The sequence below is a fragment of the Bradyrhizobium sp. UFLA05-153 genome (assembly GCF_054185185.1).
This window is the reverse complement of sequence record NZ_JBBIAM010000037.1, coordinates 58,108-78,072: the sequence shown is the minus strand read 5'-3', so window position 1 is coordinate 78,072 and position 19,965 is coordinate 58,108. Positions and strand designations below refer to the sequence as shown.

The 19,965-nt window shown below is 61.0% G+C and carries 13 protein-coding genes and 1 pseudogene; 9 read left to right on the top strand and 5 right to left on the bottom strand.

All coding sequences use genetic code 11. The annotated features are described in order from the left end of the window. A partial coding sequence (locus Q2941_RS22575; protein WP_458193766.1) for a transposase occupies positions 1 to 284 on the bottom strand: 284 nt, incomplete at its 3' end. Positions 285 to 468: 184 nt separating this feature from the next. Between Q2941_RS22575 and Q2941_RS22570 the strand changes: the two are divergent. Together Q2941_RS22570 and Q2941_RS22565 are read left to right on the top strand one after the other, a co-directional pair. Continuing rightward, positions 469 to 1,098 (top strand): annotated as a pseudogene (locus tag Q2941_RS22570) (tyrosine-type recombinase/integrase). Between the two features lie 168 nt (positions 1,099 to 1,266). Then, on the top strand, positions 1,267 to 3,744 hold the full coding sequence (locus tag Q2941_RS22565; protein WP_458193765.1) for an arylsulfatase: 2,478 nt from the start codon (positions 1,267 to 1,269) through the stop codon (positions 3,742 to 3,744). A gap of 694 nt (positions 3,745 to 4,438) precedes the next feature. On the opposite strand, the gene Q2941_RS22560 is transcribed toward Q2941_RS22565, so the two are convergent. Beyond that, positions 4,439 to 4,978 carry a hypothetical protein gene (locus Q2941_RS22560; protein WP_458193764.1) on the bottom strand — a complete coding sequence of 180 codons (540 nt, stop codon included), beginning with the start codon at positions 4,976 to 4,978 and terminating at the stop codon, positions 4,439 to 4,441. 579 nt (positions 4,979 to 5,557) lie between these two features. Between Q2941_RS22560 and Q2941_RS22555 the strand changes: the two genes are divergently transcribed. Continuing rightward, on the top strand, positions 5,558 to 6,088 hold the full coding sequence (locus Q2941_RS22555; protein ID WP_027525734.1) for a Spy/CpxP family protein refolding chaperone: 531 nt from the start codon (positions 5,558 to 5,560) through the stop codon (positions 6,086 to 6,088). 1,198 nt (positions 6,089 to 7,286) lie between these two features. On the opposite strand, the gene Q2941_RS22550 is transcribed toward Q2941_RS22555, so the two are convergent. Next, a complete protein-coding gene (locus Q2941_RS22550; RefSeq protein WP_458193763.1) occupies positions 7,287 to 8,822 on the bottom strand; it encodes a PAS domain-containing sensor histidine kinase in 1,536 nt (511 codons plus the stop codon). A gap of 898 nt (positions 8,823 to 9,720) precedes the next feature. Between Q2941_RS22550 and Q2941_RS22545 the strand changes: the two genes are divergently transcribed. From Q2941_RS22545 to Q2941_RS22530, 4 genes are all read left to right on the top strand, one after another. Further along, positions 9,721 to 10,491, top strand: coding sequence for a M48 family metalloprotease (locus Q2941_RS22545; RefSeq protein WP_051389959.1), 771 nt, complete (start codon positions 9,721 to 9,723; stop codon positions 10,489 to 10,491). Positions 10,492 to 11,059: 568 nt separating this feature from the next. Continuing rightward, positions 11,060 to 11,818, top strand: a complete 759-nt coding sequence (locus Q2941_RS22540) for a hypothetical protein (RefSeq protein WP_027525736.1) — start codon at positions 11,060 to 11,062, stop codon at positions 11,816 to 11,818. A gap of 79 nt (positions 11,819 to 11,897) precedes the next feature. Then, on the top strand, positions 11,898 to 12,356 hold the full coding sequence (locus tag Q2941_RS22535) for a hypothetical protein (RefSeq protein WP_027525737.1): 459 nt from the start codon (positions 11,898 to 11,900) through the stop codon (positions 12,354 to 12,356). A gap of 18 nt (positions 12,357 to 12,374) precedes the next feature. Then, positions 12,375 to 14,141 (top strand): S8 family serine peptidase, encoded by a 1,767-nt coding sequence (locus tag Q2941_RS22530; protein ID WP_458193762.1) that lies wholly within the window; start codon positions 12,375 to 12,377, stop codon positions 14,139 to 14,141. Between the two features lie 31 nt (positions 14,142 to 14,172). Here Q2941_RS22530 and Q2941_RS22525 read toward each other — a convergent pair whose 3' ends face one another. Together Q2941_RS22525 and Q2941_RS22520 are read right to left on the bottom strand one after the other, a co-directional pair. Next, positions 14,173 to 16,581, bottom strand: a complete 2,409-nt coding sequence (locus Q2941_RS22525) for a TonB-dependent receptor (RefSeq protein ID WP_458193761.1) — start codon at positions 16,579 to 16,581, stop codon at positions 14,173 to 14,175. A 197-nt stretch (positions 16,582 to 16,778) separates the two neighbouring features. Continuing rightward, positions 16,779 to 18,143 (bottom strand): histidine kinase, encoded by a 1,365-nt coding sequence (locus tag Q2941_RS22520; RefSeq protein ID WP_458193760.1) that lies wholly within the window; start codon positions 18,141 to 18,143, stop codon positions 16,779 to 16,781. Positions 18,144 to 18,343: 200 nt separating this feature from the next. On the opposite strand from Q2941_RS22520, the gene Q2941_RS22515 reads away from it, so the two are divergent. Then, entirely contained in the window at positions 18,344 to 18,964 is a 621-nt protein-coding gene (locus Q2941_RS22515; RefSeq protein WP_027525740.1) for a response regulator, read from the top strand. A gap of 78 nt (positions 18,965 to 19,042) precedes the next feature. Then, positions 19,043 to 19,888, top strand: coding sequence for an S-formylglutathione hydrolase (gene fghA, locus Q2941_RS22510; RefSeq protein WP_027525741.1), 846 nt, complete (start codon positions 19,043 to 19,045; stop codon positions 19,886 to 19,888). The last annotated feature ends 77 nt before the right edge of the window (positions 19,889 to 19,965 follow it).

The window sequence follows — 19,965 nt, the reverse complement described above, 5'->3', positions numbered from 1 at the left end:
CACATCACCTCGATGTTGCGTCCGGCCTCTCGTTCCAGCCGCCGGCTTGACTGCACCCGGTTCAGATAGCCGTAGATGTAAAGCTTCAGGAGAACCGAGGGGTGATACGACGGCCGGCCAGTCGCCGCCGGCGTAACTCCACCGAAGCACATCTCGGCCAGATCAAGCGCATCGACAAACTCGTCGATCGCGCGAACAGGGTTGTTCTCGTCAATGAAATCATCGAGACATTCAGGCAGCAGCGTCCGTTGCCCACGATCCGCCTCCTCAACGAAACGCCTCATCAATTCTCCCTCAGAATCACGGGAGAATCATAACAGCGGCACTATGTTTTCACACAGCCAGGGTCATTCGCTGCGGACCTAAGGCGGCCCAACGGTACCCCACGGCCCGCAAGCCTCTGAAAGCAGACACGATCTGCGCGTCGTCACGCATGATCGGTGCCCTCACAAACCGAGGAGCACGATCATGCCTGACGAAAATAGCCTCTCCACCAAAGCTCGCCACACACCCTGGAATAAGGTAAGCGGATCGAGCCAAACCTCCGCTGCGCCCAAACCAAGTCTGGTCGATCCGAACCCGACTCCTGATCGAAAGACGGACCCGCGACCTTGCCCTTTTCAACCTTGCGATCGACAGCAAGTTGCGTGGTTGCGACGTCGTCGCCTTGAAGGTCGGAGATGTCGCTCCGAATGGCTATGCGGTCGATCGTGCGACCGTCCGACAGAAGAAGCCGGCAGGCCAGTCAAGTTCGAGTTGACGGATCAAACCCGGCAAGCCGTTGACGATTTCTTGAAGGAAGCCGGCAGGAGGCCAGGTGAGTATTTGTTCACTGGGCATCGTGGGCGCGATCGGGCGATGACAACCCGCCAATATGCTCGCCTCCTTACCGACTGGGTGGCAAGCATCGGGCTTGACCCGAGGGTATTTGGCACCCACTCCCTACGCCGGACCAAGGCAACGCTGATCTACCGCCGCACGGGGAACTTCCGAGCCGTGCAGCTTTTGCTCGGCCATACCAAAATCGAAAGCATAGTGCGCTATCTCGGCATCGAGGTTGACGACGCGCTCGCGATTGCCGAACAAGTTGATGTCTGAATCACCAGGGCAGAGCGGACATGCTCTGCCCATCGGCTATCAGCCCCTTCGGGCCAACAGCGGAAATGATGAGCGACATATCGACGCGCGCTCCAGCCGAAATCGCATAGCTTACTAGGGTCGCTTCAGCAAGTTTTTTGCCGAGTGCACATCAAGGAGGTCGGGTCCATGAAGACCGCCGTTCTTACACTTATGGCAATGATCTTCACGTTTGTTTCGGCATTCGCACAGCAAACTACGGGCGTGCCGGGTTCACCCAGCGCAACCACAACAATTGATGGCAAATATCTTCCGCCCCAGCCCGCGCCGTTCGACGGCACGATGAGCATGGACGCGAAGGATTCCAAACCGTATTGGCCACCGACCGTAGTGCCGCGCAAGGGAGCACCCAACATTTTGCTCATCATGACCGATGACCAAGGCTACGGCGTGTCCGGCACCTTTGGAGGCGTGATCCCCACGCCGTCCATGGACCGCATCGCGAAGGCGGGGCTGCGCTACACGCAATTCCACTCCACCGCGCTCTGCTCGCCGACCCGGGCGGCACTGATCACTGGCCGCAACCACCACTCGGTAGGCTTCGGGGTGATCACCGAAATGTCCACTGGATACCCCGGATACGATTCCGTCATCGGACCAGAAAGTGCCACCATCGGCACGATCCTGAAGCAGAACGGCTATGCCACGTCATGGTTCGGCAAGAACCACAACACTCCGAGCTATCAACTGAGTTTAGCGGGGCCGTTTAACCAATGGCCGAACGGGATGGGCTTCGATTACTTCTACGGCTTCATGGGTGGCGAAACAGACCAGTGGACGCCTTTTCTCTTCCGCGATCAGACACAGGTTTTTCCGTGGGTAGGACACCCAGGCTACAATCTCACCACCGATATGGCGGACGAGGCCATCAAATACATGAAGGACCTGAATGATGCCGCGCCTGACAAGCCGTTCTTCCTCTATTACGTGCCCGGCGGCTCGCATGCGCCACACCAGCCTACCCCGGAGTGGATCAAAAAGATCAGCGACATGCACTTATTCGATCAGGGCTGGGAAAAGCTGCGCGAGACGATCTTCGCAAACCAAAAGCAGTTCGGCGTCATCCCAGCGAATGCCCAGCTTACCCCCTGGCCGGATGGACAAGCGGAATTCGGCGGGGCCAAGCTTCAGAAATGGGACACGCTTACTGCCGATGAAAAGAGACTTTTCATACGTCAGGCAGATGTCTTTGCCGCCTACACGGCCTACACCGACCATGAAATTGGCCGTGTGATCCAGGCAGTCGAGGACCTGGGCAAGCTCGACAATACGCTGATGATCTATATCAGCGGCGACAATGGCACCAGCGCCGAAGGCTCTATCCTCGGCACGCCAAACGAGATGGCCGCAATTCAAGGCGTCAACATTCCGGTCACGGAGCAGTTGAAGTTCTATGACGCCTGGGGTTCAGATCAGACCACGCCACACATGGCGGTGGGCTGGACTTGGGCGTTCGATACGCCGTTCAAGTGGACAAAGCAGGTGGCGTCGCACTTCGGCGGTACCCGACAAGGTATGGCTATCTCGTGGCCGGGCCACATCAAGGACATCGGCGGCATCCGCACGCAGTTCCACCACATGATTGACATTGTGCCGACCATCCTCGAGGCCACGGGCGTCCAGGCGCCGGTGATGGTCGACGGCGTTGCCCAAAAGCCAATCGAAGGCGTGAGCATGGCTTACACCTTCGACAATGCCAATGCGAACGCCCCGTCTACCCGCAGCACGCAGTATTTCGAAATGGTCGGCAACCGAGCCATCTACAATAACGGATGGTTGGCCGCCACAACGCCACCCTCACCACCTTGGGATTTGGGCTTCGGCAAGTTTCCCGACGTCGTCAACGGCTACACCTGGGAGCTCTACAACCTCGCCGAAGATTATTCGGAGAACAATGACCTCGCCGCCAAGATGCAAGACAAGCTGCGCGACATGCAGCAGCTCTTTCTGGTCGAGGCGACGAAATATAACGTGTTCCCGTTAGATAACAGCTTCACCGCCCGCGCAGCTACGCCGCGACCGAGCGCGACCGCCGGCCGGACCGTCTTCACCTATTCGGGTGAATCGTCCGGTCTCCCTTACAGCAGCGCTCCGGACATCGCCGGCAAGTCTTACTCGATCACCGCCGAGGTCGACATCCCGCAGGGGGGTGCAGAGGGCATGATCAATACGCTCGGCGGCCGTGGCGGTGGCCACGGTCTCTACATGCTCAAAGGCAAGCCCATTTTTGTCTACAACTTCTTTGACGTGGAACGATTCCGTTGGGAAGGGCCAGCGGCACTCACTCCCGGCAAGCACACCATCGTGTTTGACTTCAAATACGACGGCCCTGGTTTCGGCAAGGGAGGCAGCGGCGTGCTGTCGGTAGATGGCAAGGAGGTCGCGAGCAAAACGATCGCGCACACCATTCCGTTTGTCGAGACGATTTATGAAACCTTCGACGTCGGAGTGGATACACGCACGGGGGTAGACGACAACGACTACCAACCGCCGTTCCGGTTCACCGGCAAAATCGATAAGCTGACCGTCAGGTTGACCCCTCTGAATGCTACGGAGGAACACCACCTTCAGGGGAATATCCAAGAAACCAAAAACAGGGCGCACTAGTTCTCGCCTGATCGCCTTCAAATCACGGGCCGGTTTCCTCATGGAGAGCGGCCCAGTGATGGCGTTTACCGCCATCGCCTCAAATAATTAGGCGCGCCAATGATGTCCGGTTTGGCTCAATGTGGGACTTGGCGGAGAGTGCAGCTCTTAGCGCAAAGCGGTCGTTTGTTCTGCAGCAACTCGCCTGCAATCAGGTCTACGCAATTGGTCCGGGTATCCAATCGGCGCCTGAAAGTGGTGTGTAACCTTGACGTCGGCAATAACTCCCCGTTGCAGACTTGGATCGAAATGGCGCATCGTCCGCTCATTGAAATCAATGATGCGACCCGGCGTGAACCCCGCCAAACTTCTTGCGCAAATTCATTTTGATGGCAGCCGCCCACGCAGACGGATCATAGCGCTCCCCGGAGGCTGTACTCACGCCACCCTCCCGATATCCGGGCCGGAACGGGTTGTACATGGATGCTGCGCCAACGATCGCGGGTCCAGAGGCGGCACTATTGAGGGCATCTGAAAGAGCCGCCCGATTTTAACTTCGAGCCATGGCAACAGGCGAAATAGCAAGCGTCATTACGGCGCCGCAGATTGCGGCGCTCAGCCGAAACACGATCAGGACTCCTTGATCGATTCTGGATGCAGGATTCGGTTTGCTGTCGTGGGAGATTGAGCGAGCGCGCTAACGGAACCGAGACATCTATTTGCGGATTGGTGCCAATCGGGCGCCAAAACTTGTGAAGAAGCCGCGCTGGTCCTGGTCGACTAAAGCAGAGGGGGTTGGCATCGCCGTGGGAGCACGGGCATCGACGTAGCACGGGCGATACATGGCTTGCAGCTGTTTGCCGCGAAGGAAGATCATTCTGGGGGTAAGGCCGCCGCGCCCTGCAATCCATCGCCGGACTTGTGATGGATATCCCGAATAGAGCAGCTGGGTTGCCTCGGGATTGGTGACAGTTCGGCCATTACCGGTGAAATCATAAGCGGCATGGAACCCAAGTGTCGCGTTCGAGGTGACACAAATCCTGTCGTGAGGGATTGTCGAGAGGAGGATGGTGCAGGCCGAAGCGCAAAGGCCATCAATCATCACCGTTTGGCCTGAAGCGCGGAGTTCACTGTACTTCGAGAGGTACTCTCCGATCTGCCCGCCCGGGTCGTCCGCAATCCGAACCGCCGCGTGGCCTGACCCTATGCCCGCGAGCAAGAGCGCTGCCGTGAGCAGCGCAGACAGAATTTTCATTAAGTTCCCTACCCAAGTTGAAGATGTGATGCGGACGTCCGCCGTTGCGCATCGGCCGGAAACAATGGCCGACGATGGTTGAACTGCGACGTCGGGCGGTCCAATAGCGGCTCTTGGTCGCCGCTTAAACTAACCGCAACGTTTGTTGCGCGGTGGATGCACGCACACTGTTCCCTAGCGGAACCCTTGAGCACCTTGCATGAGGTGACCACGATAGACGCCGCGATCCCTCAATAAGATCAAATCGAAAAGACGTTGGCATGGCATCCGGCTCTGCGACCGCGACCTTCATTCCGCAGGTCCCGCGCATAGGCGCCCAGCAACACACGACGGTATCATCGACCGAGCGAAGCTCGCGCGCGCCAGAAATTGGTTGCAGGAACCCGGGTCTCAACTTTTGGCGCAGGGATTGGCACTGATGAGAAAGTGCCTGAAGGCAAGCGTTTGCACGCGGGCATCAGGTCGATGGTCACGCGAGAACAATTCCTTGGTTCTCTTGATTTAGGTCAACGAGACCTCAAAGTGCGTAACCATTTTGCGCGGTGCTTAGGGGGCCACCTATCACCTAGGAGATCTCCGATGTTGAAAATAGTAGTGGCCGGAACAACTGCACTCTTCGTTATTGCATCCCCTATTGCCAACGCCCAAAACTCGCAGACTTCGTCTTCCGCGTCTCCGGAACGGTTAAATGCAGCGGACCGCAATAACCTGACGGACATGAGGATTGATCTGGTAAAGGCGGCGTTGCAACTGACACCTGAACAGGAAAAACTTTGGCCGCCGGTAGAGAGTGCTATCCGTGCCAGGGCGGAGGATCGGAAAGCGCGGGTCGCAAAAATCCAGGAAACAGTGGGTAGACGGGCCGACGAAAGCCGCGTCGAAGCCTTGCGCAATCGTGACCCCATCGCCTTTCTGCAACGACGCTCGGAAGCATTGGCTCAACGATCAGCCGATTTGGATAAACTCGCTGAGGCATGGCAGCCACTCTACAAAACTCTCAATCCCGAACAGAGGCAGCGCATGGCGGCCGTCGCGATCTTTGTACTCCGCGATATGAGTGATGTCGTGGAACGGCGCAGGGCGCTGCAGTCTGACGACGACGAGGACTGAAGCGAAGTCCTGCAAACCTACAATAAAGCCCGTTGGCCTGGTATGTTATGACCACTCTGCGGCGGGGGCGATCGGCGCGAGCGAAGCGTCGTTTTGCAACATCGGCCCGTCGACCCCGCCGTCGACATCTTCTATGCGTGCGCTCGGCTTTCCAGAGTCGATCGTCAGACGAGCCGACCCCGCATTCACCGCGCCCGGTCTGCCAGCACGTTCCGCTTCCTGGATCGACTTGTCGATTTTCGATGACGTGATCGATCGGTGCCGACTTTGATGAGCGCGACAAGGACTATGGGAAGGAGCTGCAAACGAAGCAGACCGCTAACTGAGGCGGCTTCTTTCATGCAGGCCGATCTGCTCCAGATGGTCGGCGATCCAACCAATCGGCCAACCGTTTGTATTCAAGCGCCATGAGCTCTAGTTCACGTCGCGTGGCGTCGGTCGATGCAAGCGCCGCCTGCGTGCGGCATAGGAGCTCAAGGGAGCGATAAGAGGAATTGGGAAGGTCGTGATGCATCGGACGATCCTAGCCACGTTTCCATGTTTGCGGAACTAAGTATGTTAGTTTCACATCCCCAACGGAGGCGCCTTAATCGTCCCAGATCAGTTCGCGGCACTTGAGCGGGAGCACACGTCTCTTTCAATCACCAACGCTCATGAGTCGCTGTCGGTGATGGAGTTACACTGTCTGAATACGATAACGCAGACAGTCATCTAAGACAGCGCCCTCAAGTTTAACTGGGGTCGACGCTGCTCTCTCGTCTCTTTTGGAAAGGGCTCTTGGGTCTTGCGGCCGAGGAAGGTATCGGGCGCTGGACAGTGCTTGAGCACTTCGACCGCTTCTCTGGCCAATTCTCGCAGCATCTCTGCGTCCTGCGCTTCCCGCTGGGACGGACGGCAGACGCCACGCCGCAATAGCATGGTTGCGCTCCTCGACTATGCAGGCGGGAGCGCAATCAGTCTCTCTGCCACCGACGCCTACGGACAGAGCCTCAGCCGGTGATGCCAGGACGATATCACCTTCAGACCATCATTCCCACGAATAAAAAGACCACACAGAACAAATTACGTGCCGACACTTCGCCTCTGGCGTGATCAGCGGACTCCCCGCTCTGACAAGCGGGCGAACTCGCCGATCCCGACGCACCTGCTGCGGGCCCGTATGATCGAAGAACTATCGCTGCCTAGCCAGCGACCTCGATCATCCCTGTTGCGAAGGCAGATTGAACTGAAACACCGCGCCCCTTGGTTCATTCGCACCGGTCCAAAGTCGTCCTCCGTGCGCCTCGATGATCGATTGGCAGATCGACAGGCCCATGCCGGTCCCGCCCGGCTTGGTGGTGTAGAAGGGCTCGAACAGGCGATCGACCATTACCCCGTCAAGTCCGGGACCGTTGTCCCGCACGGCGACAACAACGCGACTTGAGGCATCTCCGGCCGTGCTGATCCGCAGCTCCCGTCCCCCCACGTCGAGGCAGTTCATTGCCTCGATCGCATTGAGGATCAAATTCAGAACAACTTGTTGCAGCTGGACGCGATAGCCCTCCACGCGTGGCAAGCCCGGAGCGAGGTCCGTCTGGATCAAGACACCGTGCTTGAGCAGCTCGCTCCGGGCTATGGTGATCACGTCCAGGATCGCACCATTGACGTCGATGCTCTCTTTCGGCGCCGGCGTTTTCTTGATCAACGAACGGATCCAGCCGATGATCTCGCCGCCCCGCTTGGCGTCTGCGACAATGGATGCGAGCGCCTGCCGTGCCCTTTCGAAATTCGGAGATTGAGATCCCAGCCAGTTCAGTGCGGCTTCTGCGTTGCAGAGCATCGCGGTGATCGGTTGGCTCAACTCGTGTGTCACCGAAGCCGTGACCTGGCCCATTGCCGCCGCGCGATTGGCGTGTGTCAGTTCCGCCTGCATCTCGCGGAACGTCTCGGCGGTTCGCTTGCGTTCGGTGATGTCGCGGCTCAGGCAAATGATCTGTCGTCGGCCGCCTTCGCAGAATTCCCGCATGCGGACTTCGACGGGAAACACGGTGCCGTCCTTTCGGCGATAGCGACTCTCGAGCGTCGTGATGCCGCCGGCCTTGATGCGCTCGCGGTTGATCCGCCAGGTCGCTTGATCAATCTCCAGATCGAAGAAGGACGCAGTTGCCCCAACCAGTTCGCTTCGGCTGTAGCCCAGGCTTTCGCAAGCATTTCGGTTCACGTCGAGAACGCGACCGTCTTCACTGTGAAGCATGAACGTATCTGTGGCGTGGTCCACGAAGGTCCGGAAACGGGCCTCGCTCTCGATCAGCGCCTGTTCGGCGCGCTTGCGCTCCGTGATGTGGCGCCCGACGCCGCGGTAGCCCGTGAAGCGCCCCGTCTCGTCAAAGACGGGCAGGCCGGAGACGGACACGTAGCGCTTGCCGCCATCGGGCGTCGGCCGCGCGTGCTCGAAATCGCGGAACGGAAGGTGGGCATCCAGCATCTCCCGGTGCTTGCGCCAGCCCTCTTCATCAGGCTCCAGATGCGGGACCTCCCACCGCGTCCTGCCGATCTCGGCGACCGGCGGCTCGGCCAGCGTCTCCGCGAACTCCTGGCGGATGAAGCGATGCTGCGCATCGGTTTCCCAGTACACATCGAAGGAGAATTGCACCAAGGTGCGAAAGCGCTCCTCGCTCTCGCGCAGCGCCTCCTCGTGGCGCTTGCGCTGATTCGAATCGAGCGCGACCGACGGCACTTGAACCGGATCTTGCATAATCGACTCTTGCTCGAGAGCGATGGATCAAATCGACAAATTTCTCGCACCGGATAGTGGGGCTGTCCCTCGCCCCCGGAGCGGCAGATAACCCCGACGATCGCCAACGATGCACGGCGGGTCGAACCTCGCAGTGGCCAATGATCGTTCAGGAATATGCCTTGTGACGACTATACTTACGTATACGAGGGCTTCTTTGTTGCCCACTTGCGGGACGAAATTGGTCCGGCCCGCCAAACAACGCGGCTGAGCTCCGTTCCATCAACGCCTGCGTGTGAGGCGAAGCCGTGCGCTTGTGCCGGGGGTGTCGACCCATGTCCGCCGTGCCATGAGGTGACCTGGCTGCCGCGAAATTGATCTTGGTCACAGACCTGGCCCGGCCGGATCTTCCATGTTCGACAGGGTTTGGCCGACCAAACCATGGTTTAGCTTGAACAAAACCTGGTGCTTGCGGTCTCATCCGGACCGCTTGCAGCGAAGCTGATGGGAGACCCCTGTGTGGATACCGGGACTTTCTGTGTCCAAGGCATGAAACTCGCATGACAAGGCACCGGCAGACCCATAACTTTTCGCTTTGAGCGCGCACGAGGGGACAGGGGTGATTCACGCTGGCGTTAGCCCGATGGCGTTGCGTGGTGATCGGCATGGCCACGATGGCCTCGCCGGCCTCACGCCAGGCATCTCGTTTGCTTTGGTGCGACAAGCGCCGCGAGAAATGTTGCGCGTCTTACGGTGCGGCCCTACCGTCATCGCGGAGATCCATTGGCCGTCGGGAGAGGCAGGCGTCTTCCTGCGCTGCCGTATCGAACTGAGCTCAAGAGACCAGTGGCGGTTGCGGCATCGACGGCACGCCCATCAGGCCGCGAACCATCAATCATCTGCATTGGCGATCCTTGCAATGACGTTGCTGCTTGCCGTGTGCGGCTGGATCGTCGGCGGAGCCGAGGGAATGCAGCGGGCGCTGTTGGGAAGCATGCCCCGTCCCGACGAAACCGTCATCTCACGCGAGAGCATGTATCGCTGGTTCGGCGCCCGCCTGCTGTCCCCTGCCGAGGTGCCGGACCTGTTCGCCATCCTGACAGGGGTTTGCTGCCGGGCGGGCCTTACTCGATCGCCGGATCTCTATTGCCTGCCGGCACCGCGCGACATGAATGCCTATGCGCTCGGCGGACCAGAACGCAGTGCCATCGTGCTCACCGAGGGCCTGCTGCGCGGCATGACGCGCGACGAAATTGCCGGGATCCTGGCCCATGAAGTTGCTCATATCCGTAACAATGATGCCCGGACCATGAGCTGGGCGACGGCGTTGCGTCGCGCGATCGATTGGACATCGCTCGCTGGTCTTACGCTGCTGCGGAGCAGCCATCATCATCACGGTGGCATGGCATCAAGCCGGCCACTGGCGACGCTGCTGAGCGCAGCTCCAACTCTCGGTCAGCTCCTTGGATTGGCACTGTCGCGCGTCCGCGAGCTGGATGCAGATGCAACAGCGCTCGAACTGACCGGCGACTCGCGGGCGCTCATCGCCGCACTCGACAAGCTCGAGCGCCATCACACCGGCTCTGCGTCAAGGCCCACATCCGCATTCGCGCATGATCCGATGCGCTTGCTTCGCAGCCATCCCGCCACCTCCGAGCGCGTCGGCACATTACTCAACCTCGCCTATTAGAATGCGCGCAAGTTGACACCAGCGCACATCGGAAAGCTTGCTGACCAGGCAAAGAGTGCTGACGAAAATCCGCGGACTTGAAATTTTGCTGAGATTGATTGCCGCCAAAATATCGCCGCGCTTTCGCGAAACTATTTCGCCGCAAGTACGTTTTTCGCGTCTATGCTCATTGGAAAGATTGGAGAGAGGTCAGCGTAATTGCAGAGCGTCTGAGCGGACGTCGGACATAACATAACGAAATGGCTGGCCACATCGCCAGCGAGGAAAATCCGCTCCACATCTCTCAACGGCTGTCATCTTGTTGCCGCTCTAAAACATCTCACCGTTGGCGTGTCACCTTGAGGGGAAGCAACTTGCATCTCTCAAGTGGACGACGTTGCTTGCGGCTGAGATTTTCGTGCCAAGCATTTCAACTTGAATGTCCAGCGCCGTCGCACCGGCGTGACGATCCGCTATTGCCGCAGAAGGCGTCGCGCATGCGACAGCCTTCGCAAGATCCAGACTTCGCAAGACAGAGACTTGGCAAGACATTGGGCTGAGGGCACCCACCATCGCGAGGAGGCAAGCGATGACCTACTATGACACCCTGCAACAGAACCTCGGGCCTGGTTCGCCATTCGGACAATTCGGTCCGCAACAATGGGGAACCGGAGCATTTGGTTCGCAAGGCGGCCAACAGCATGGAGGAGGCGGTCTTGGATTGGGCCAGGCGGCCTACGGACAGCAATACGGACAGTTCGGCGGTCAGCCGACCTTTGGCGCGTTTGGATATGGCCCCGGCTGGGGCGGCCAAATGGGCTGGGGTCAGCAGCACTGGGGCGGACAACAGCGCCAGCTTTCGCCGCAGGACGTGAGTGAGGTCGTGCGCCAACTGGTACCGGCGCTGCCTCAAATTCTTGCGCAGGCGCAAACTCCGTTCGCAGGAATCGGCTATGCGGCCTACGGCCAGGCACCGCGGCAGCTAAGCCCGCAAGACGTGAGCGAAGTCGTGCGACAACTCCTGCCCATCGTGCCTCAGATCATGGGAATGCTGCAGAGCCAGCCGCAGATGCAGCATTCGGCCATGCATGGCGGTCTCGGTCAGGGTCAATTCGGAGGCCTCGGTCAATTCGGTCTCAGCTATCCGGGGCAGACTCAGCCTGGGCAGTTGTGGGGTGCGCAATCCGGCGCGCCGCAGTTCCAGGCGGCATTCGGCGGCCAGACGCCGTTCGGCCAGCAGCGACAACTGACGCAGCAGGACGTCGCCGACATCACCCGCCAGCTGATCGGCATCATTCCGCAGGTGATCGGTAACCTTCAGGCCTACGGTCAGCAGCGGATGATCTGACCGCACGGTATGGCGCGACCGCCGCCAGACGCGGCGGTCGCGCTCGGCCGTTGCGCACGTCCTCCGAAGGAGAACCCTCATGTCGGATTCAAACCCCTCTGCGGCAACCGCGTCGCAGCGCCACTCCTCAGACATTCAGCAGCTCGTGGGCCTGCTCGGCAATCTGATGCCGCTGCTCTTGCGCCTGCAGTCGCAAGCGTTCGAGCAGCCGTTCCGGACCATGCCCGGCAACTTCCCGATACCGAACGCGGTGCTCGATCATCAGGCCGCGGACAACATGATCGGAGACATGATCGCAGAATCGCTGCGCTCGCTCTCTGCCTATCTCGAGGCCAATGCTGCCCAGCATGCCGGCCTGGAAAACTGCGTTTCGATCGTCACCCAGGCAGCCAACAGGTTTACCGAGCGGGACTATGCGCAGGCCTTCAACCTGATCTGGCTGGCCTATCGGGCGATCGAAGCCGTCCGCGCAGCCGATCCTCGCCTTCCGTTGCTGCGACAGGCTTCGATCGATCACGCGCAATCTTCAATTCACTGAGATCAAGGAGGTGACGCCATGGCAACAGGTCCAGATGATGCGCAACCGACCTCGCGCGGCAATCGACGCAAACCAGCGCGCGCCACTCAATACATGATCGCACCGGCGGGCCCCGGCGTCAGCGCTCAAACGCTGGCCGAACAACTGAATCAGTTCGGCAATATCCTTTGGACCCATGACCAGCGCGGCATCAGCGGTCCTCCCATTGCGATCGTGCGTATGCCCGACGAAGCCGCGGCCGCCTTGCGCCGCTCCACGGGCGGCAGCCTGGTCATCGAGCCCGACAGCATTCTACGAGCTGCATCCTTCGCCGGCCCGGCCTCGTCTTTCATCCCGGCGACCGCGACAATGACCGCACTTGGGCCGGACCTGAACGTGACGATCCGGGTCCTCAGCGAAGCTGGGACGCCCGTGGAGCAGGCAATGGTGCGGCTCATCGGCGAGCAGGGGTCAGTTCAAGGGCGGACGGATGGTGATGGCAGCGTCAGTCTGACGCTGCAGGACGAAGTGCCTGAAACGATCACCGACGTATTCGTCAGCCCACGCTCCGGCCATTGGGGCCTATGGCAACAGCGGCCGTATATCGAGGCCGATGCGGTGAACACCTTCACCCTCAAACCGTTGCCGCTGGCTGGCGGGCTGGATTGGGGCGGCGAAGCGATGCGCTTCGATCGGATTCCAAACCAGTGCCGTGGAGCTGACATCAAGATCGCCCTCATCGACAGCGGCGTGGCGACCAGCCACAAGCAATTGGCGAGGATTGATCACGGCATCGATGCCAGAGGTTGCGAAGAACGCTCGTGGTCGAAAGACGCAGCTGGCCACGGCACGCCTTGCGCAGGCATCATCAATGCCGCTCCGCAGGCCGATCACGGCATCCGCGGCTACGCTCCGGATAGCGAGTTGCATGTTTGCAAGCTTCCCACCGACGCCCGTTGTAGCGACCTGATCGCGGCTCTCGATGACTGCCTGCAAAATGGCATCGACGTGGCGTGCGTTGGCGTCGGTTGCGAGCGGGGCTCCGTGCTGGTCGAGCAGCGCATTGCGATGGCCAAGCAGCAAGGCATCGGCATCATCGCCGCTGCCGGCAACTCCGGAGCAGGCGTGCTGTTTCCGGCCTGTTCTGCCCATGTCATGGCGGTCGGCGCAGTCGGACAGATCGGCAGCTTCCCGGAAGACAGTCCGCAGGCGGCACAGGCCGCAGCGGCCACGGCGGCTTCGGGCGGGTTGTTCGTGCCGCCGTTCGCCTGCCGCGGGCCCGAGCTCGACCTGTGCGCGCCTGGTGTTGCGATTGTCGCCTGCCAGTCGCCGGATGGCTACGCGGTCTGCGACGGCAGCTCGCTTGCGGCGGCTCACGTTGCCGCGCTTGCCGCCTTGATCCTGGCTGACCACGCCGACTTCAAGGGCAGCTTCATCGCAAAGGATTATCGGCGGGTCGAACGGCTGTTCCAGATCCTGAAGGACACGGCGCAACCCATCGGTCATCCATGGCAGACCGGGGCCGGGCTGCCGGATGCGGCCCGCGCGCTTGGCGTCTGGTCCGATCAGCGGCCCCTTGCCGTGCCGCTCAATGCCGGACTGCGCGAGATGCGCAGCGCCATTCGGCAGCTCGATCGGATTCCATTCGGCGCAAGCCAGGCGATGATGTTCGAGCCGCCGCGAGGCCCGGCCAATGTGACGCGGCTTCCGCTGAATCCGGCCCCTATGGCGTTCGAGGCCGCTGGCGGGCAAACGGCAACGGTGCATGAACTCAGAACAGCGATGACGCTCGCTGGTCTGGCGTAAGGACCTGAAAGGATGACACAGGCCCGCAGTCCTAGAACGTCGCGCGCAATCCCGCATAGAAGGCGCGCGGCCTTGCCGGGCTCAGCGAGCGCGGATCGGTGAAAGGATTGCCGCCGTTGGCGAAATTAGGCAGTGCCTCCCTGTCGAAGAAGGTACCGAGCGTCGAGTAACGGTTGTCGAAGACGTTGTCGACGCGACCGTAGATCTGGAGGTTCTTGGTGACCTGGTAAGAGGTGTGGAGGTTGAACACGGCATAGGACGGCAGCTTCGGGAATTGGTTGGATTCGTCGCCGACGAAATACTGGCTTGAGACAAAGAGCGCATCGCCCCCGACCTTCCAAACGTCGGTAACAGCATATTCAACGCTGGCCTTGACGAGGTGGCTCGGCAGGCGCGGAATGTGGTTGCCCGGCAGAACCTGGATATTGCCGTCGGCGTCGGCGAACGGGCTGTTCGAGCCAAGCTGCAGCGCATCGAGGAAGCGCGCATCCAGGAACGCATAGCTCGCCTGGAATTGAATCGCATTCGATTTCAGGCTCACCTCGGCTTCGATACCCTGTCTGCGCGTCCGGCCGACGTTCTGGAAGAAGCCGAATCCCGTCAGCCCCGGAATTGGGGTCGCGAGGATGTCGTTGTAGTTGGTGGCGCGGTAGGCGCCGATCTTCCAGCCGAGCGAGCCGATGTTCAATTCCTTGGTGCCGCGGAAGCCCGCTTCCACGGTCTTGGAGACAACTTGCTGCAGTGACGGATCGGCAATCAAGAACTGCCCGATGACACACGGCCTCGTCGGATCGGCGCACCCGAGTTCAAGCGGCGTCGGCACACGGTTGGCTTCGGAATAGCCCGCATAGGCAGTCACTTCCGACGTGATCTTGTAGGTGCCGCCGACGACCGGATTGAATCGATCATAGGTATGATCGCCATTGAGCGCGGTGCCGAGCTGGTCCATCAGCGTGACACGGGCCGCATTGAACCGCCCGCCTGCCGTCACCGCAAAGCGATCGTCCACGTTGAACGTGTCGAGCGCATAAAGTCCCTGATACTGGTTGACGGTGCGAAGCGACACCGGACCGATTGATGTCGGAACTCCGGACTGGCCCAGAAATATGCCGCTGCCCGTGACGACATAGTTCGTGCCTATGGTTGCCAATTCGGCGCTACCGGTAAAGCGGGTGCTGCTGACATCATAGCTTGCGCCGATCACGAAGCGGTTCTCATGACCGAACAACTGATCGTTGTTGGTCGCCTGCCCGGATACGCCAAACGTGGTCGATCGCGTGCTGGTGCGATCGATCTCGCCAAGTATGGCATCCGGCGCAAAGGGATTGACGAGCTGAGCGCCATTCAGGCCGTTGGCCGGCGGTTGGAGGCCAGTCAAAGGGTTGACGTCGCCAAAGCAGAGCAGCGTCGCATCCGCGGCGCAGGGCTGCGTATCGGTCGGGTTTCCGTCCACGGTGTTCTGGCTGAAGCGCCGCACATGCGCCGTGCCTTCAAACGTCCAAGTCGGCGTCGCCTCCACCTTGCCGGTCAGGTTGAGATAACCGACCTTGTTGGAAGTGGTTTGCGGTGTTGTATAGGTCGCGCCCCAATATTGCTGGAGCAATTCCGCCGGAACAGTGCTGGGGCCGGCCAGGGAATTGTTGGCAAGGCCCATGTTGAGGTGGAATTCGTTGCCTTCAAAGCGATACCCGACATCGCCAAAGAAGCGCCGGACGTCCGACGACGAGAAATTGCGGAAGCCGTTGTCGTGAATGCCTTCAAGCGCTCCGTAGACCGCCCAGTTGTTGTCGACCTGCTTGCCCCATTGTGCAGAGCCATAGATGCGACCGAATGAGCCGCCCATGACGTCGATCTCGGCGCCGTGATAGTTGAAGCCGTTCTTCATCTGCAGATCGATGGCACCACCGAGCGCATTGAGACCGAACGCGGGATTGTTGGTCACAACCAGGGCCGATCGGATCGCGGCTGTCGGGATCAGGTCCCAATTGACAGTATCGGAAAAGGCCTCGTTGATGCGCACGCCGTTCTGATAGACGGCCAAGCCCTGCGGCGTGCCGGCCAGAGGTGAAGCGACGAAGCCGCGAAACTGCACATCGGGCTGGAATGGATTGCCGGTCACCTCATTGATGCTGAGACCAGGCACGTACTGCTGCAGGGCAACGGCGATGTCCGGCGAGCGGGTGCGGCTGATCTGGTTTGAATCGACCGCATTGATGCTGGCTGGAATCTTGTCAACTTCGATGCTGCCGGAGGCGCCGGGCGATGTCGGGTAAACGTAAACCCTGGCCCGGGGACGCGTCGCCACGCGGATCGTGGGTCTCGCCCGAGTGGGCGCGCGCCTGGCGCTGGTCTGCGGCGGTGCCGTCACCTCGACGGCCGGCAGGTTCTGAACGTTGGTCTCCTCGTCCTGTGCGAAAGCTGCGTCGGTACCAACTACCATTCCCGTAAAAATTGAAAGTATAACCAGCCCACGAACCCCCATGGTCGACACGTCTCCACGCGCAATGTTCCGGCTCATTTGTCCCCGCCGGTTTTGACGTGAAGGATACAGGTCAAAGAGCGAAACGCGCCAGCTACAAAAGGTCGGGCGGTATCGGCACCATATTTCCCGACGAAATCGGGAATTATTCCCGATCCTCAACTCGCCGCCGTTGGGATCAGCGCCTCCACCGTCACGCCGCCCTCGCTGGATGCGACGTTGAGCGTGCCGCCGAGCGCGAGAATCCGCTCGCGCATGCCAACGAGACCGAAGCCGAGCTTCTGGCCCTCCTCTATGCCGCGGCCGTTGTCGCAGACCCGCACGCGTGCGCAGCCGCGTCCCTCCCGCGCGACGCCGGGCTGCTCGGCCGGCTCGATCGTGACATTCACCGAGGTCGCGCGCGCGTGACGGAACACGTTGGTCAGCGCCTCCTGCACGATGCGATAGATGGTGAGATCGGCGGTCTCGCCGGTGACCCCGAGCTCGGGCGAGATCGTGGTTTCGATCCGCACGTCGGGATGCGACTCCCGCCACAGCCGCGACAGCGCTTCGAGCGCCTGCCGCAAGCCGAGCTCGGCAAGGCCCACGGGCCGCAGGCGCTCCAGAACCCGGCGGTTGAACTGCTGGAGCGCGTTGACCTGCTCCAGGATCGCACCGCAATGCTTGCGCACCGTCTCGGCACTCAGTTCGCGCGCCTCAGAGAGCTTTGCCAGCGCGCTCGCATGCGCGCGCAGCGAGAACAGATAGGGCCCGAACTCGTCGTGAAGTTCGCGGGCGATCTCCTTGCGTTCCCTGTCCTGGAGCGACACCGCGCGCTCGGCAAGGCGTCGCTTCTCCTCGACCGCCTCGCCCAACGTCGCCGCAAGGTGGTTGAGCCGGGTACAGATCGCAGCGAGCTCCGGCGCGCCGCCGGGCGCGACGCGCGCGTCATAGCGGCCGGCTTCGAGCGCGATCATGGCCTGCGAGAGGGATTCGAGCGGTTTCAGCGCGCGGCTGACGACTGTCATGGTCACCAGGAAGAGCGCCAGCGCGATCGCCGAGCCGATCTCGAGCTGGGTCACGATGCCGTCCCAGATCTCGGCGATCTCGTCATTGGGATGTGAGGTGATGACCAGCGAGCCCGGATTGCCGTGGATCGAAACGGGGACGCTGACCGCGGTCTGCTCGGGATGAACCAGGCTGACGAACCAGGCCGGCGGCGCCCGCGCATCATCATCCTCGCCGGCGCGCGGCGGCGTCAACGCGTTGCCCGCGGCATCGCGCAGCGCGATGCTGATGTGGCGCTTCCGGTTGAGGTCGTGCGCGATCTGGTTCAGCCTGGCGTCGGGATCGGGCGCCTCCTTCAGCTCGGCGACGATCATCTCGATGAACTCGCGCGCCAGCCGGATCACGCTCTGGTCCTCCGCCTGGACGCGCGGCCCCGCCTCTGCGACCTGCCGCGCGATATTGACGCCAAGCCCCAAAGCCAGCACGAGCGCCAGCAGGAGATTGATGCGCCCGCGCAAGGATAAATTTTGCCACATTGCTTTCGCCCGCTGCCCGCGAAGGTTCGTTCATCGGGAGCGTTGACATGACCAAAGCGCCCGATATCTAATCCGAACCGTACAGCAATCTCGGCCGGGTTGCATGGTCCGACGCGGGACGTTCGTTGCGAGCGTTACCGTTGCGGAGGCTCATGCGACGCAAAAACCAAAGGCGCGAATGGCTGTCGCGGGGAACGCCTATGCGCATTCTGATCGTTGACGATCATCCTATCGTAGCCTCCGGCTGCCGTGCCGTGCTGGCCGACGAAGGCGAGATCGATATTCTGGAAGCCGCCGACGCCGAAAGCGGCGAGTGCGTGTTCATCGTCGAGCGCCCCGACATCTGCGTGATCGACATCAACCTGCCGACCGTCTCGGGCTTCGAGCTGGCGCGCCGCATCCTCGATCGCGCACCTGACGCCCGCATCATCATGTTCAGCATGAACGACGATCCGGCCTTCGCCGCGCGCGCCATCGAGTGCGGCGCGAAGGGCTACGTCTCCAAGACCGGCGATCCCAACGACCTCGTCGAGGCGATCCGCGCCGTCGGCAAGGGCGAAACCTATTTGCCGAGCGCGATCGCCCGCAGCATCGCGTTCGCCGGGCCCCAGCTCGCGCAGAATCCGTTGTCGAAGCTGAACGCGCGGGAGATGGAGATCCTGCGGCTACTGAGCGCGGGCAAGAGCCTCTCGGAGATCGCCTGGCTGGTGCAATCCTCCTACAAGACGGTCGCCAATACATCGTCGATCATGCGCCAGAAGCTCGGGGTGAAGACCTCGGTCGAGCTGGTGCGACTGGCGATCGACAGCGGCGTCGCCTGACGAAGCACGCTTTCGCAAAAATTCGGTCACATACGCGTTGCAATCTTGATGTGGCGAGACGCCACGGAGTTTTTCGGCATGACGATCCAGACTGTTTCGACCAACAAATCCTACGGCGGCGTGCAGGGCGTTTATCGCCATGCGAGCAGCGCCACCAAGACCGACATGACCTTCTCGGTCTATGTGCCGCCGCACGAGGACGGCGCAAAGCTGCCGGTGGTCTGGTATCTCTCCGGTCTCACCTGCACGCATGCCAACGTCACCGAGAAGGGCGAGTTCCGCCGCGCCTGCGCCGAGCTTGGATTGATCTTCGTCGCGCCCGACACCAGCCCGCGCGGCGCTGACGTGCCTGGTGACCCCAACAACGCCTATGATTTCGGCCTCGGAGCCGGCTTCTATGTCGACGCGACGCAGGAGCCGTTCGCACGCAATTATCACATGTGGAGCTACGTCACCGACGAGTTGCCGAGGCTTGTCGCGGAGACGTTTCCGGTCGATGCCAAGCGTCAATCGGTGATGGGGCACTCGATGGGCGGCCACGGCGCGCTGACGGTCGCGCTGCGCAATCCGCACCGCTATCGCGCCGCCAGCGCCTTTGCGCCGATCGTCGCGCCCTCCCAAGTGCCCTGGGGCACCAAGGCGCTCACCGGCTATCTCGGTCCCAACAAGGACACCTGGCGCGCGCACGACACCGTCGCGCTGATCGAGGACGGCGCGAAATATTCGGGCTTTCTGGTCGACTACGGCGATGCCGATAACTTCTTGACGGAGCAGCTTCGCCCTGAGCTGCTGGAGGCCGCCTGCACGAAGGCGAATATCCCGCTGACGCTGCGGCGACAGCCCGGCTACGACCACAGCTACTACTTCATCTCGACCTTCATGAGCGATCACCTGCACTGGCACGCGGCGAGATTGACGGCGTAAGGTGGAGCATGCTGCTTTCCGTTCTCCCTTGCGGGAGAAGGTGGCGAAGCGGGTTCAGCGGTGCCTGGGGCGCGAAG